This is a genomic window from Naasia sp. (assembly GCF_025465545.1).
GTDB lineage: Bacteria > Actinomycetota > Actinomycetes > Actinomycetales > Microbacteriaceae > Naasia.
The window spans coordinates 1-13794 of the sequence record NZ_JAODMK010000006.1 but is presented as its reverse complement, the minus strand read 5'-3'; the positions used below and the strand labels follow the sequence as shown (position 1 = coordinate 13794).

Genomic DNA, 13794 nt, shown 5'->3' with positions numbered 1-13794 from the left:
AACGGCCTCGCGCTCCTCGGCTCCGAGATCTCGGTCCTCTTCCGGCGCCGCCGCACCTGGGCGATGCTCGCCGCACTGGCCGCGGTCCCGGTGCTCATCGCGGTCGCCCTCCGCGTCACCTCGGCGGGCAGCTCGGGCCGCGGGCCAGCGTTCCTCAGCAGCATCACCGAGAACGGCCTCTTCGTCTCCCTCACCGGGCTCGTCGTCTCGATCCCCCTCTTCCTGCCACTGACCATCGGCGTGGTCGCGGGCGACACCATCGCGGGCGAGGCGAACCTCGGCACCCTCCGGTATCTCCTCGTCGCGCCGTCCGGCCGCATCCGGTTGCTGCTCGTCAAGTTCGCCGGCGCCGCACTCTTCTGCATCGCGGCGACACTCGTCATCGTGGTGTCCGGCGCAATCATCGGGGCGATCCTGTTCCCGATCGGCCCGGTGACCCTGCTCTCGGGCGACACGATCAGCATCCCGGAGTACGGGGCGCGGGCGCTGCTCCTGGCCGGCTACGTGACGCTGTCCCTGCTCGGCCTCAGCGCCATCGGCCTGTTCATCTCGACGCTGACCACGGTTCCGGTCGGGGCCATGGCGGCCACCATCGTGCTCGCCGCGGCCGCCCAGATCCTCGACGCCATCCCTCAGCTCGACTGGCTGCACCCCTGGCTGTTCAGCCACCACTGGCTCGGCTTCGTCGACCTGCTCCGCAATCCCATCTCGTGGGACTCGTACGGAGACAACGCGCTCCTCCAGGCCGGCTACGTCGTGGTGTTCGGCGCGCTCGCCGTCGCCCGGTTCAGCACCAAGGACGTCCTCAGCTAGCTCCCTGCCAGAGTCGAGCGAGGCTCCGCCACCCCCTCGCCGAGTGGGGCGCGCATCGGGGAGGATCGTTCCGTGAGCTCCCCCTCGGATTCCCTGCTCGAACTGGCCTGCGCCTGTGGCGTCTCCACCTCCTTCACGAACTGGAAGGGCGAGGAGGTCCGCGTGCCGGCGGACGCGATCGCGGAGGTCCTGGCCGCGCTCGGGGTCGACGCGACGGACCCGGACGCGGCGCTCCGTGCACGCCACGAGGAGGCATGGCAGCGGCTGCTGCCACCCTCGCTCGTCGTCGTCGCCGGCGCCCCATCGACCGTTCCCGTCCACGTGCTGAGCGGGGCGGCCGTCGAACTCCTCCTCACCCTCGAGGACGGCGCCGAGCGCGCACTCCAGAGTTCCGGAGACGTGCAGACGCGGTCGGTCGGCGGGAAGAAGATCGACGAGCTGACCGTTCCGCTCCCCCAGGACCTCCCACTCGGCTACCACTTCCTCCGCGCCGTGTCGGGATCCGAGTCCGCGGATGCCGTGCTCGTGGTGACTCCGCCATGGCTGGGCCTCCCGGACATCCTCGGGGACGGTCCCGCCTGGGGCTTCGCCGCCCAGCTCTACAGCGTCCGGTCGCGCGACTCGTGGGGCGTCGGCGATCTCGCCGACCTCACCCGGCTCGCCGCCTGGTCCGGCGACCTCGGCGCCGACTACGTCTTGATCAACCCGGTGCACGCCGCCGAGCCGGTCGCGCCCCTCGAGCCGTCCCCCTACCTGCCGTCGTCACGGCGGTTCTTCAACCCGCTCTACCTGCGGGTCGAGGACGTTCCGGAATACGGGGAGCTCGACGACGAGGAGCGGGCCGGCATCGAGGCCCTCGCCGCCGAGGTGCACGACGAGGTCGACGACAAGGACATCATCGACCGCGACACATCCTGGACCGCCAAGCGCGCGGCTCTGGAGCTTCTGCACCGTGCTCCGCGCCTGCCGGGGCGGGAGCAGGAGTACGGGGCCTACCGCGAGCGGCACGGCGAGGCGCTGCGCCGGTTCGCCACCTGGAACGCCCTCGCCGTCGAGCACGGCAGCGACTACCGCACCTGGCCCGCGGAGCTGCAGGACGTCGCCGGGCACGCGGTCGCCGACTACGCCGCCGAGCACGCAGCCGAGATCGACTTCGAGATGTGGCTGCAGTGGCAGCTCGACGAGCAGCTCGAGCGGGCGCAGGCGCGCGCGGCCGACGCGGGCATGTCGCTCGGCATCATGCACGACCTGGCCGTCGGAGTGCATCCAGGCGGCGCCGACGCCTGGCGCCTCCGCGACGCCTACGCGACGGGCATCCGCGTGGGCGCGCCGCCGGACGCGTTCAACCAGGTGGGCCAGGACTGGCAGCAGCCGCCGTGGCGGCCGGACCGGCTCGAAGCGCTCGCCTATGCGCCCTTCCGCGACCTCATCGCCAACGTCCTGCACCACGCGGGCGGCGTGAGGATCGACCACATCATCGGGCTGTTCCGGCTCTGGTGGGTGCCGGAGGGCCGCACCCCGGCCGAAGGCACCTACGTCCGGTACAACCACGAGGCGATGATCGGCATCCTGGCGCTGGAGGCGCAGCGAGCGGGCGCCGTCGTGGTCGGCGAGGACCTCGGCGTGGTGGAGCCGTCCGCTCGGGAGTACCTGAAGGAGCGCGGCATTCTCGGCACCTCCATCCTCTGGTTCGAGCGCGGCGAGGACGGCAATCCGCTGCCCGCGGAGAAGTGGCGCGAACTCTGCCTCGCCTCGGCGACCACGCACGACCTGCCGCCCAACGCCGGCTACCTGACCGGAGCGCACGTCGAGCTGCGGAACGAGCTCGGCCTGCTCACCCGCCCGGTGGAGGAGGAGAAGGCGGCGGACGAGGCGGACCGCGCGAGCTGGCTCGCCGAGCTGCGCGGCCGCGGACTGCTCCGCGATGACGCATCGATCGAGGACACCATCACGGCGCTGCACCGCTACCTGACGCTGGCGCCGTCCCGCCTCCTCAACGTGGCGCTGACCGACGCGGTCGGCGACCGGCGCACCCAGAACCAGCCGGGCACGGAGGATGAGTATCCGAACTGGCGGATCCCCCTGTCGGGACCGGACGGAACGCCTCTCCTGCTGGAGGACGTGCTCACCTCACCCCGGGCGGCAGCGCTGGCTCAGGTGCTCGCCGCGCCCCACTCGCCGCAGCAGCACGCGCTGCACGGTCCCCCCGAGCTCGAGGACGACGAGAACGTCGCCCCGCGTCCGGAGGAGGACATCGCCGACCTGGCGCGCGCCGTGCCCGACGTGACCGACCACGGGCACCCGTTCCCCACCCGCTGAACTCTCGCCCGACTCCGTCTCCTCGACGGAGGGCGGATGTCAGGGGCCGACTGCGACCGGGGCGCGGCGGATCAGACCGGCGCGGACGAGGAGAAGGTAGAGCTGGCAGCCGAGGCAGTAGCCGAAGGCGGAGTTGAGGAACGCGGCGACGAACGCCGCCGCGCCCGCGAGCTCCAGCGCCAGAGGAACCCCGACGAGCGCGAGGACGAGCCCGACTCCGGTGACCAGCAGCCCCACGCCCTGCGCGAAGGTCGGCGGCGCGGCATCCTCCAGCTCCGCGGGCGGGCTGAGCCGCGGCCGGACCAGCCGGCGGAACACGACGCCGAACGGATGACGCCGAACGCCGGCGAACGCGCCCCAGGCGAAGAGTGCGGCGAGCCCCGCGAGCAGGATCGTCGCCGCGGTCCGGGCGCCGATCAGGGCGAGGAACACCTCGGCGAGGAGCAGCACGGCGGTGATTCCCGCCGCGAATCGGGGACCCCGCGGGTCGATGCCCCGATCAGGCTGTGCGGACATCGTCGGCTCCGTTCAGGATGGCGGTCAGTGCGGCGCGCAGTTCGGCGGGTCGGGGGGCGCCGCCCACGCGTCCGCGCACGGCCCCTCCGGCGTCCAGGAGGAGCACGGTCGGCGTCTGCAGCACCTTGAAGCGGCGGGCGAGGTCGGGGCGATGGGTGAGATCGACGTCGACGTGCTCGACGCCGTCCTCATCTCTCGCCGCCGCGGCCAGCACGCGATGCGTGCCGGGGCATCGAGCGCAGAACTCCGTGGAGAACTGAAGAAGCGTGGCGCGCTCGCCGAGCTGCGCATCGGCGCCGAGGAGCGCTGCAGTCACCACCGACTCCGGGTCGGCAATGCGGACCCGTCCCGCACGCACGCGCCAGAGCACTCCCGTCGCGGTGGCCACCGCGACGAGGGCGGCGATCAGGGTGACGGCGAGCCAAGCGGGCATGTCGGCCATGCTAGGTCGGGCTTCGGGCCGACGTCGTTGCGTTACGTCACACGGCACACCGCTGCGCCCCACCCCGGCAGGGTGAGGCGCCTGCGGCACGGCAATCAGGTCAGCCCGCGACGCGCTGCTCCGCGGGCGCGGCGGCCGCGGAGAAGCTGCGCTCGGTCGCCATCCGGTGGCCCAGGATGCCGAAGGCGAACATCCACGGGAGGGCCGCGCTCCCCATCGACGTGACCTGGAAGACGACGAGAAGGATGGGGATGGAGAGAGCCAGCAGCCATGCAGGCGCCGAGGGACGGAAGTGCCGGCGGAGCAGGGCGATTCCGAGCAGCGTGGAGCCGATCACACTGATCAGCAGCCCGATGACCGACAGGAAGAACATCGGGTCCGCGAACGAGGCGGGCAGGTAGCCGGTCCACATCGTGTAGTAGGTGAGGAACACCCCGACGCAGGCGAGGACGTAGCCGGTGAGGGTGATCCGCCAGGCCACCCTCTCGAATCCGGCGCTCTGCCGACGCCGGTAGACGACGAGTGCGCAGAGGGTGAAGGCCAGGAAGACCGGGAACCAGATCTTGCCGTAGGTCAGGTACACGGTGTCGGCGTCGGCCCAGTCCAGGAGCGGCTTCAGCAGGGATTGGGCCGGATCGGACCACAGCCGGGTGAGCGGCAGGTCGAGGTCCTTCGCCCCGTCCACGGTGTTGTGACGGGCCAGCGCGTGCAGCTGCCCCAGCACGAGCCCCACCCAGGCCAGAACCCAGGCGAAGCGCCCGATCAGCCGCTGCCGTTCCGGTGACACGTTCATGATGTCCTCCTTGTCCGCGGGACTCCCCGCTTCGCTCTCCGGGCGACGACTGCCGCCCCTCCTGCCCCAAGCTAGGAATCTGCGCTCGGGCCGTCGTCGGCGCGCGGGTCGGACCCGCCTCCACCCCTGGTTTGATGCCGCGGACGCTTCCGCGGGCGTACTGTCCACCTGTGATGAGGCAGCCCCGCTTCCGGCGGACCGATGCGCTGGCCCCTCTCGGCCTGGCTCTCCTGGGAACCGGAGAGATGTTCGTGCTGCAAGGTCCGGGATGGGGCTGGGGCGTCGCGATCGAGTGCGCCGCGGCCCTGACGCTCGTCTGGCGCCGGCAGCTTCCCTTCGTCTCCGCCACCCTCGCGACGGCCGTCATGCTGGTCCTGCCCTGGCTGGGACCCCAGCTCAACGCCGCGGCCACTCCACTGCTGATCTTGAGCGTCTGCGGGTACACGCTCGCCCGGTGGATCCCCCGGATCACCGTCGGTCTCGCGGGCATCGCGCTGATGCTCGTCCTGTTCTGGATCGACTACCAGTTCGTCGACCCCCGGGCGCACGGGATCGGGGACGCGGTCTTCGTCGGCACCCTGGCCGGCACGCCGTTCCTGCTCGGCCGCATCATCCGGAAGCTCGATGAGCAGGGCCGGCTGCTCAAGGCCAATCAGGAGCTCATCCAGCGGGCGGCGGTCCGCGACGAGCGGGATCGCATCGCGCGGGAGCTGCACGACGTGATCGCGCACTCGATCAGCGCGATGGTCGTTCAGACGGCGGCCGCTGAGGACATCGTGCGCACGGATCCCGATCGAGCCCAGGCCATGCTGCACGACGTCGCCAGCACCGGCAGGCAGGCGCTCGGCGAGACGGGCCGCCTGCTCCGGATGATCCGCGACGAGGACGACGAGCTGGGCGTGACCCCGTCGCACGGCCTCGCCGACCTTCCCGAACTCGTGGAGCAGTTCCGCGCGCACGGACTGCGAGTGTCCGTCGCGGACGCCGGCCCGCTGCCCCCACTCCCTGCCGTGGTGGACGTGTCGGCCTACCGGATCGTCCAGGAGGCGCTGACGAACGCCCTCAAGTACGGCTCGGACGACATGGCCACGCTGCGAGTGGAGTCGCGGGCCGACTCGCTCACCATCAACGCCTCGAACGCCAGCAGCGGCGGCACCGGCGCCGGCGGCGGCCTCGGCCTGCTGGGCATGCAGGAGCGGGTGTCCCTGCTCGGCGGCAGTCTCTCGCACGGGGTGACGAGCGACGGCAGGTTCGAGATCGCCGCGACCATCCCGCTCGCGCCATGACGCGGGTCGTGATCGCCGACGACCAGGACCTGGTGCGATCGGGGCTGGAGATGGTGCTGCAGGCGCGAGGCGTCGACGTGGTCGGCCTGGCGGCGGACGGCCGCGCCGCCGTCGACCTGGCATGCCGGACCCGCCCGGACGTCGTGCTGATGGACATCCGGATGCCCGTCCTCGACGGCATCGCGGCCACGAAGGAGATCGTCCGGGCCGAGCTCGGCGCCCGCGTGCTGATCCTCACGACGTACGACCTGGACAGCTACGTCTACGGCGCCCTGCAGGCGGGCGCCGCCGGTTTCCTGCTCAAGGCGACGCCGCCGGACCGTCTGGCGGCGGGCATCGAGACGATCTCGGCCGGAGAGGCCATCCTGGCCCCGTCACTCACCCGCCGGCTCATCGAGGAGCATGTCCGGCGGCCCCAGCCCATCACCGGGGTGCCCGAGCGGCTGCGCGCCCTCACCGAACGGGAGCTGGAGGTCTTCGAGCTCATCGCGGCCGGCCTTGCCAACGGCGACATCGCCCGCCGGCTCGTGGTGAGCGAGGCCACCGTGAAGACGCACGTCAACCACATCCTCGCCAAGGTGGCCGCCGAGACCCGCGTGCAGCTCGTCGTGCTGGCCTACGAGACCGGCCTCCTGGTGCCCGGGGAGCGCACGGGACAAGCGCGGCAGCGGACCCCGTCGCCATGACAGGCGCGCGACCGGACGGTGCCGGTCGGGAGGTGCACGGCCAGAGCACGCACCCCCCGACGCGGACCGCTAGCCGACGCCGTCGAGGACGTCGTCCTCGGCGTTTCCGATCGCCTCGATGACCTGCGGGCGGTTCTTCGCGAGGTACCCGTACCAGGCGACCGCCACCAGCATGGTGATCAGGAAGACGTACGGGATCACGTTGAGCGGCCAGGCGGGCACGGGCCACACGTTCGCGAAGAACACGTATCCCATGCTGACGACGACGATCACGGCACTGACCCACACGAGGCCGTTCTTCAGCCCCTCACGTCGGGTGTAGATGACGCAGGCGATCGCGACGAGGGCGTAGGCCACCATGTAGCCGTAGGTGCCGTAGGTGTCCACCCAGACGACGATCTCCATCGGATCGGTGCCGAGGGCCAGCAGGAGAAGATCGAGGAGGATCGCCGCAGGGCCGAAGAGGAGCAGCGCCCGGTGCGGGGTGAGGTGCTTCTCGTGCGTGCGGCCGAATCGCGCGTCCGTGACCCCCTCCTTGCCCATCACGTAGACGATGCGTCCGACCACGTTGAGCGGGGCGACGACGACGGCGAAGAAGGAGGCGCCCACGCCGAAGGTGAGGATGGGACCGAACCAGGTCGGCATGCCGATCTTGGTGGCGATCTCCTCCAGCGGACTGGCGCTCGCACCGAGACCCTCGCCGAGCACCACCACCTGGGTGTAGGCGGCGAACACGTAGATGACGCCCACCACGACCGCGCTCCACATGATCGCCCGAGGGATCGCCGTGTAGGGATTGCGCGCTTCGCGGCCGAGCGCGTCGGCGGAGGAGAAGCCGACGAACCCGAGGATGCCGAGCACCACGCCCGACGCGACGCCTTGCAGGGGCAGCTCGGTGAGCGCGAACTGGCTCGGATCCCAGGCGCGCGGACCCGCCCAGATGAGGGCGAGGATCAGCAGGACCATGATGATCGTCACCGAGATGAGCTCGAGCACGAGGGAGACGCGCGCCGAGAGCCGGATGCCGCGGATGGTGAAGAGCGTCGCGAGCCCGCCGAGCAGGATCGCCAGGACCATCTGCGTCGCCACGCCTTCGAAGGGCAGGCCGAGCAGCACGAGGAACTGGTTGAAGTAGGTGACGGCTCCGCCGAGGGACCCGGCGGCGATCCCCCAACAGCCGATGAGCAGGGTGACCCCTGCCAGGTACGCGCCGAGCGGGCCAAGGCCCTTGGAGACGTAGGTGTAGAGGGATCCGGCGGACGCATGACGGCGCGCGAACACGGTGACGCAGTAGCCGACGCACAGGATCACGATGGTTGCGAGCAGGAAGGACAGCACCGTCCCCTTGCCCGCGCCGATGTAGATCGCGGCGGCGGTGAAGGCCACCACCGCGCTCGGGGCGATGTTCGCGATCGCCTGAGCTGCCAGCTCCGGCCCGCTCATCACTCCGCGGCGGAGACCCGCGTCGCGGGTCCCTGCTGCGGCCGAAGGATTCTTGGTTGTCGTCATGTCGAACTTCCTCCTTGGAGTTCTTGGGGCTTACGGGATGAGCAGGGTGCGCAGCGCGGACCCTGATTCGAGGTCGTCGAGCGCGGCAGCGGCTTCCGCGAGCGGACGGCGGGACGAGACGAGCGGGTCGAGCAGGAGCTGGCCGTCCATGTACCGGTCGACGAGGGCGGGGATGTCGATGGACGGGCGCACGCTGCCGTAGTTGGAGCCGAGGATGCGCTGGTCCGCCTCGGCCAGCACCAGTGGCTCGAATGATGCCCTGGCGCCGGTCGGCGGCAGGCCGACGATCACGGCCGCGCCACCGAGGCCGAGCATCTGGATCGCCTGCTCGGTGGTCGAGGTGCGTCCGATGGCGTCGAAGGCGTAGTCGGCACCGTCCGGGATGAGTTCGAACAGCGCCTGGACCGCGTCCCGCTCCGAGGCATCGATCCGATCGGTGGCGCCGAACTGCACGGCCAGAGCCGTCTTGGCGGGGAGGACGTCGACGGCCACGATCCTGGCGGCGCCCGCGAGCCTCGCGCCCTGGACGACGTTGAGTCCGACGCCGCCGCAGCCGATCACGACCACCGTCGACCCCGACTCCACCGAGGCGGTGTTGAGCACCGCGCCCACACCGGTCGCGACCGCACAGCCGACGAGGGCGACCAGGTCCAGCGGCGCGTCGTCGCGCACCTTGATGGCGCCCGATGCCGGCACCACCACTTCCTCCGCGTACGAGGAGACCCCGAGGTAGTGGTGCAGGGGCTCCCCCGCCGCCGAGAGGCGCGACGTCCCGTCGAACAGCACTCCCAAGGGGGCGACGACGGTGGCAACCTTCTGGCAGCGCGCCTCATGCCCCGACCTGCAGTACCGGCATTCGCCGCACGGGGGAACCCAGGAGAGCACGACGTGGTCACCGACGGCGAGAGAGGTGACGCCGTCACCGAGCTCCACCACGACGCCCGAGCCTTCGTGTCCCATGACGAGGGGCGACGCCGCCGCCCACTCACCACGGCGCACGTGCAGGTCGGAGTGGCACACCCCGGCGGCGGCGATCTTCACCCGGACCTCACCGGCCTTGGGCGGGTCCAGCTGCACGTCCATCAGCTCGACGGGCGTGCCCGGACTGCGGAAAACGACACCCTTCATCGGGGATCCTCTCGTCGGTGGCAGGAGCGATGCTAGGGCGAGCAGAGCTGCGGAACGCACCGACAAAAGGGTGAAAGGCGTCGCCGGGACTTCACAATTCGTATGATGGGGCCATGGCGCGTCTGGACTCGATTGCGCGCCTGGTCGGCGGCCGGCTGCTGGGGACGGGCATCCCTCTGGATGCTCCGGTCGACCGTGCGCTCACCGTTGCGGACCTGCAGGTGATCGGCCATCCCGACTTCGTCCCGCTCGTCGTCGTGGAGCAGGCGGAGCTCGCAGCCGTGATGGGCGAAAGCGGCGCCCTGTTGCACCAGGCGGTCGTCGTCCTCGGGACAACGGTGGACGCGGCGGCGAGGCTCGCCGAACTGCACGGCATCACGGTCCTGACGGTTCCCGGCACGCGCGCGGACGTCCTGCTTCCGACCCTCGTGGGACTCCTGCACGCGGAGCAGGCCGCCAACGATCGACTGGTCACCACGGGGACGAAGGTGCTGACGCAGGTGGCCAGGACGGGCGGGATCGGCGCGGTTCTGGCCGAGCTCGCCGTGCGCCTGGACGGATGGGCGGTGCTCCTCGACAGCCATGGACAGCCGATCACCAGCGCGGGCGCCGGGGCCCTGCACCTTCGCGATGCGACTGCAGTCGCCCTGCGCCGGCCGGTCCGCGTGCGGCATCCCGGACTCGACGTCTACCCGGTGGGCAGCGGCGAGGATCTCAGCGCGTATCTGGTGATCGCCTCCCGCAGCGGCGCGCGGAGCCGGACCCGCGATCTCGCATCCCAAGCGGCTGCACTCCTCGACCTCCTGTTGCGCACCCACGACCACAGTGTCGCCGAGCGGCTCGGACGCTCCGTGCTCTTCACCGCGCTGCTCGAAGGCGCCGTCGAAACGCCGGCCGCATTGCTGCGCCGCTGGGGCGTGCGCGAGCAGGAACTGGTGGCGATCGTCGTGGCCTCGCGGATCAAGTCGGTCGAGGTCGAGCGCCTCGTCACCCGATGGTTCGACGACATCGGCTGGCCCCACCTGCTCACCGGCGACCGGGACCGGGTGGTGGCACTCGTTCGCACCGATCGCAGCGGCGACATCGAGAGCCGCGTGCGCGAGTTCTCGGCCGGGGCGGGAGTGGCGCTGCGCTGCGGCATCGGCTCGCCTGCCCGGCTGGATGCGCTCGCCCGCAGCGTCGCCGAGGCGCGAGAGGCCTACGACGTCGCAGTTCGGCAAGGTGATGCTGTCGTCCGCTATGAGGCCTTGCCGACGGTCCGCTACGTGCTGGATCGCCTCGATCCTGATGCGCGGGCGCGGGTCACCGGAATCCTCGATGGGCTGCGCGGTGCGAACGGCCGGCACGGGGCACTCACCCGCACCCTGCACACCTACCTCTCGGAGAACGGATCGTGGACCGCAACGGCACGCCGACTGGGGATCCATCGGCAGACGCTCGTCGCCCGCATCGAGCGAATCCACGAGCTGACGGCGCTGTCCATGGCGAACCCCGATGATCGGGCGGCAGCGTGGCTCGCCGTTCGGGCGCTTCCCCTCGACCCGGACGCCGACCTCCCGAGTCCTTCGCCAGAATGGACAGCATGACCAAGACGATCCAGCTGAGGCGCTACGAACTCGAGCCCAGTGAGTACGACGCGTTCCTCGAGTGGTGGCAGAGCAGCCTCGTGGCCCTGAGGGCGCGATCCGGCTTCGCCATCGAGTTCGCGTATGCCGACCGCGAGAGGAGCGAGTTCGTGTGGGCGGTGAGCGTGCCCGGTGACGCGGAGGACTTCGCCCGCGTCGAGGCCGAATACCTGGCCTCGGATGCGCGGCGCGAGGTGTTCGACGGGCTGCCGCAGAGGATCCGCGTGTCCCACATCGCCCTCGTGGAGGCGCTCCCCGTCGCGTCGTAGGCCTCCCATTCCCGACGGCTCTACTCCTCGCCCGGCACCGAGAGGGCGGCGAGCATCGCGGCGAAGCGCGTCCGTCCGAGTGCGGCGCGCGTTCGAGGTGACCTTCCGCCTCCCGCACGCGGAGCACCTGTGCGTCATCATCGGATCTGCGCGGACGGAATCGGCCAGCGCCCTCTCCCTGACGGGGCCGTCGGCCCGCAGCCTGGTGAGCGCGGCGAGGAGCACGAACTGCACGTGGGTGAGCCCGACCGGCGCGAGCACGTGCCCGAATGCGCGCCTGCCAGGCGTTGGTGACCCGCCGGAGGATCAGCCGGGGCACTGCTCCTCGCCAGTCTCCGCAGAAGAGCATGGGGCAGTCCGAAGACCGGGGGCGGCTCTCCGCCGGCGAACAGCCGGTGGAGCGGACCCAGACTGAGTCGCAGGCGGAGAAGCATCCGGTCGCAGCCGGCACGACGACCCCTGATCGACCGCGTCGGAGCGCCCGGTCAGTGTGGCCCGCCGCTTCGCGCGCACCGGAGCTCGCGGCCCGCCTCGGGATCGTCCCGGAGCGGGTCAGCTCCGCTTGGTGAGGCGGCGGATCGCGTCGGCCCGGAGCAGATCGGCGGTGCTGTCCGCCCGGCCGGGGGCATAGATGTCCTCGCCCTCCCCGAAGGCGGCAGCCATCACCGCGGTGGCGAACGCAGGATTCCGCGCGAGCACCGGTCCGTGCAGGTGGGTGCCGAACACCGAGCCCGACCGGATCCCGTCGGTGCCGTCGCCATTGCCGGTGCCGTGCAGCACGGTGCCGAGGGCGGTGGCGCCATCGAGAGGGAAGCCTCGAGCGTGATTCTCGTAGCCGACGAGGGTCCCCCAGGCGCTGTCGACCAAGAGTTCCCCGGCCGCACGCGCGGGGAGGGCGACCGCGTCGCCGGCGAAGAGCCCCAGCCCCTCGAGCCGGACCTCACCGACCTGGATGGAACGACCGAGCAGCTCCAAGCCGGTGCCGACCGCGATCACGGGGATGTCGTCGGCGATCCACGCGGTGAGTGCACCCCGAAGCACCTCGAGGGCGTCACGGGTGCGCTCCAGGCTGGAGTCCACACCGGAGCCGAGCACGATGGCCGTGGGGGTGAGAGCGGGAGCGGCCGCACCGGCGGCAAGGGGCACCACCTCCGCCTCGAGTCCCGCCCACTGAGCCCGGCGGGCGAGCACGAGTGCGTTCTCCGCATCGCCGTTCACATTGGTCAGCTCCGGGAAGAGCTGCAGCATGTACGCGGTCACTGGGCGAGCCCCAAGTGGCTGCGGGTGCGGCGCATAGCGTCGGCGGTGAACACGATGGTCTTGATGCCCTTCGTCGGCTCCGGCAGGGCGAGGAATCGGTCGAGGGCGCCCGGCAGGTCGGGGTCGATCTCGTCGACCCGCACATCCTGGTAGAGCAGCTGCAGCGCCATCTCGTGCGCCTTCGACCCGGTCACGATCCGGGCTCGGCCGATGCGCGAGGCGTCCACCGGCCAGAAGTAGGAGGGGTCGGCGACATCCGAGCCCATGGCGACGAGCACCTGGTCGAGGTCCTCGTCGAGCTCGTCCACGTTGAGCTGGAAGCTCGCCGGGTTCTGCACGAGCACGAATTCGACCTGTTTGCCGCGCACCGTGATCACCTCGCCGCGGCCGAACACCGCGGGCATGCTGGAGATGGCCCCGGTCGCTCTCGCCGGATCGAAGGCGGAGCCGAGCAGTGACCGGGCGGCGGCGAGGGCCGCGGCGGCATCGACGGCGTAGTGCACTCCGCGCGCCGGGAGCGTGAGGTCGTGCACGTCGCCGTCGAACGCGATCGAGGCGGATCGGCCGTGCACCGCCGTGACCATCGTGCCGCCGTCGAAGCGGGCGAGCGCGGTCTCGGCGTAGCCGAGGCCCCGCGGAAGGGCGGCGAAGACGGCGGGGCTGACGCCGAAGTGCTCGGTGGCGGCGGCGCGGGTGGCGAGGCGCATCAGCAGGGCGTCGTCCGCGTTGAGCACCAGCGTCTCGGCCGCCCGGCCGGCGATCGTCCCGAGGTAGCCGAGCACCTTCTCGCTGTCGTGGAAGCGGTCGATCTGGTCGGTCATCACGTTGGTGAAGACCGCCATGCGCGCCTCGAACTGTGGCGCGAGCAGGGCGCCGTGGCCCTCGTCCATCTCCAGCACGGCGAGGTCCGCGTCGATGCGGCCGGTCAGCGAGGTGCGCTCGAGGAGGGCGGAGGTGAGCCCCTGGCTGATGTTCGCCGTGGACGGGTTGGTGAAGACCCGTTTGCCGTGCGCCTCGAGGATCGTGACGAGCATCTTCGTGGTGGTCGACTTGCCGGACGAGCCCGACACCACGACGAGCCCCTCGGGGAAGTGGGACAGGGCGGATCCGAGGAAGCCCGGCGCCACCTTGTTCACGACGAGACCGGG

At 71.2% G+C, this 13794-nt stretch carries 13 protein-coding genes; 6 read left to right on the top strand and 7 right to left on the bottom strand.

Annotated elements, in window-relative coordinates:
- Together JWR33_RS01640 and malQ are read left to right on the top strand one after the other, a co-directional pair.
- Positions 1-813 (top strand): ABC transporter permease (locus JWR33_RS01640; protein WP_297408832.1); only part of this gene is annotated, 813 nt, incomplete at its 5' end.
- A gap of 72 nt (positions 814-885) precedes the next feature.
- Positions 886-3132, top strand: a complete 2247-nt coding sequence (gene malQ / locus JWR33_RS01635; RefSeq protein WP_297408831.1) for a 4-alpha-glucanotransferase — start codon at positions 886-888, stop codon at positions 3130-3132.
- 39 nt (positions 3133-3171) lie between these two features.
- Here the strand turns inward: malQ and JWR33_RS01630 are convergent, their stop codons facing one another.
- From JWR33_RS01630 to JWR33_RS01620, 3 genes are all read right to left on the bottom strand, one after another.
- Positions 3172-3648 (bottom strand): DUF4395 domain-containing protein, encoded by a 477-nt coding sequence (locus JWR33_RS01630; protein WP_297408829.1) that lies wholly within the window; start codon positions 3646-3648, stop codon positions 3172-3174.
- Positions 3632-4081 carry a thioredoxin family protein gene (locus tag JWR33_RS01625; RefSeq protein ID WP_297408827.1) on the bottom strand — a complete coding sequence of 150 codons (450 nt, stop codon included), beginning with the start codon at positions 4079-4081 and terminating at the stop codon, positions 3632-3634. The genes JWR33_RS01630 and JWR33_RS01625 overlap by 17 nt, the downstream gene beginning before the upstream one ends.
- Before the next feature lie 109 nt (positions 4082-4190).
- Positions 4191-4883 (bottom strand): hypothetical protein, encoded by a 693-nt coding sequence (locus tag JWR33_RS01620; RefSeq protein WP_297408825.1) that lies wholly within the window; start codon positions 4881-4883, stop codon positions 4191-4193.
- Between the two features lie 173 nt (positions 4884-5056).
- On the opposite strand from JWR33_RS01620, the gene JWR33_RS01615 reads away from it, so the two are divergent.
- Positions 5057-6169, top strand: coding sequence for a histidine kinase (locus JWR33_RS01615; RefSeq protein ID WP_297408834.1), 1113 nt, complete (start codon positions 5057-5059; stop codon positions 6167-6169).
- Positions 6166-6855 carry a response regulator transcription factor gene (locus JWR33_RS01610; RefSeq protein ID WP_297408823.1) on the top strand — a complete coding sequence of 230 codons (690 nt, stop codon included), beginning with the start codon at positions 6166-6168 and terminating at the stop codon, positions 6853-6855. Before JWR33_RS01615 ends, JWR33_RS01610 begins: the two co-directional genes overlap by 4 nt.
- A gap of 69 nt (positions 6856-6924) precedes the next feature.
- On the opposite strand, the gene JWR33_RS01605 is transcribed toward JWR33_RS01610, so the two are convergent.
- Both JWR33_RS01605 and JWR33_RS01600 read right to left on the bottom strand, forming a co-directional pair.
- Positions 6925-8364, bottom strand: coding sequence for an APC family permease (locus tag JWR33_RS01605; RefSeq protein WP_297408821.1), 1440 nt, complete (start codon positions 8362-8364; stop codon positions 6925-6927).
- A gap of 30 nt (positions 8365-8394) precedes the next feature.
- Complete coding sequence (locus JWR33_RS01600; RefSeq protein WP_297408820.1) at positions 8395-9492, bottom strand: Zn-dependent alcohol dehydrogenase; 1098 nt, start codon at positions 9490-9492, stop codon at positions 8395-8397.
- Positions 9493-9605: 113 nt separating this feature from the next.
- Between JWR33_RS01600 and JWR33_RS01595 the strand changes: the two genes are divergently transcribed.
- Both JWR33_RS01595 and JWR33_RS01590 read left to right on the top strand, forming a co-directional pair.
- Positions 9606-11078 (top strand): PucR family transcriptional regulator, encoded by a 1473-nt coding sequence (locus JWR33_RS01595; RefSeq protein ID WP_297408819.1) that lies wholly within the window; start codon positions 9606-9608, stop codon positions 11076-11078.
- Entirely contained in the window at positions 11075-11386 is a 312-nt protein-coding gene (locus JWR33_RS01590) for a hypothetical protein (protein ID WP_297408817.1), read from the top strand. The genes JWR33_RS01595 and JWR33_RS01590 overlap by 4 nt, the downstream gene beginning before the upstream one ends.
- A gap of 552 nt (positions 11387-11938) precedes the next feature.
- On the opposite strand, the gene JWR33_RS01585 is transcribed toward JWR33_RS01590, so the two are convergent.
- Positions 11939-12646, bottom strand: a complete 708-nt coding sequence (locus JWR33_RS01585) for a hypothetical protein (RefSeq protein ID WP_297408814.1) — start codon at positions 12644-12646, stop codon at positions 11939-11941.
- Positions 12643-13794: MurT ligase domain-containing protein (locus JWR33_RS01580; protein ID WP_297408812.1), on the bottom strand; the 1152-nt coding region annotated here is incomplete at its 5' end. The genes JWR33_RS01585 and JWR33_RS01580, both read right to left, overlap by 4 nt.

Coding starts and splice junctions, on each gene's coding strand:
- JWR33_RS01605 (WP_297408821.1), bottom strand. CDS start 8,364: ATGACGACAACCAAGAATCCTTCGGCCGCAGCAGGGACCCGCGACGCG.
- JWR33_RS01615 (WP_297408834.1), top strand. CDS start 5,057: ATGAGGCAGCCCCGCTTCCGGCGGACCGATGCGCTGGCCCCTCTCGGC.
- JWR33_RS01620 (WP_297408825.1), bottom strand. CDS start 4,883: ATGAACGTGTCACCGGAACGGCAGCGGCTGATCGGGCGCTTCGCCTGG.
- JWR33_RS01630 (WP_297408829.1), bottom strand. CDS start 3,648: ATGTCCGCACAGCCTGATCGGGGCATCGACCCGCGGGGTCCCCGATTC.
- JWR33_RS01590 (WP_297408817.1), top strand. CDS start 11,075: ATGACCAAGACGATCCAGCTGAGGCGCTACGAACTCGAGCCCAGTGAG.
- JWR33_RS01600 (WP_297408820.1), bottom strand. CDS start 9,492: ATGAAGGGTGTCGTTTTCCGCAGTCCGGGCACGCCCGTCGAGCTGATG.
- JWR33_RS01610 (WP_297408823.1), top strand. CDS start 6,166: ATGACGCGGGTCGTGATCGCCGACGACCAGGACCTGGTGCGATCGGGG.
- JWR33_RS01625 (WP_297408827.1), bottom strand. CDS start 4,081: ATGCCCGCTTGGCTCGCCGTCACCCTGATCGCCGCCCTCGTCGCGGTG.
- JWR33_RS01595 (WP_297408819.1), top strand. CDS start 9,606: ATGGCGCGTCTGGACTCGATTGCGCGCCTGGTCGGCGGCCGGCTGCTG.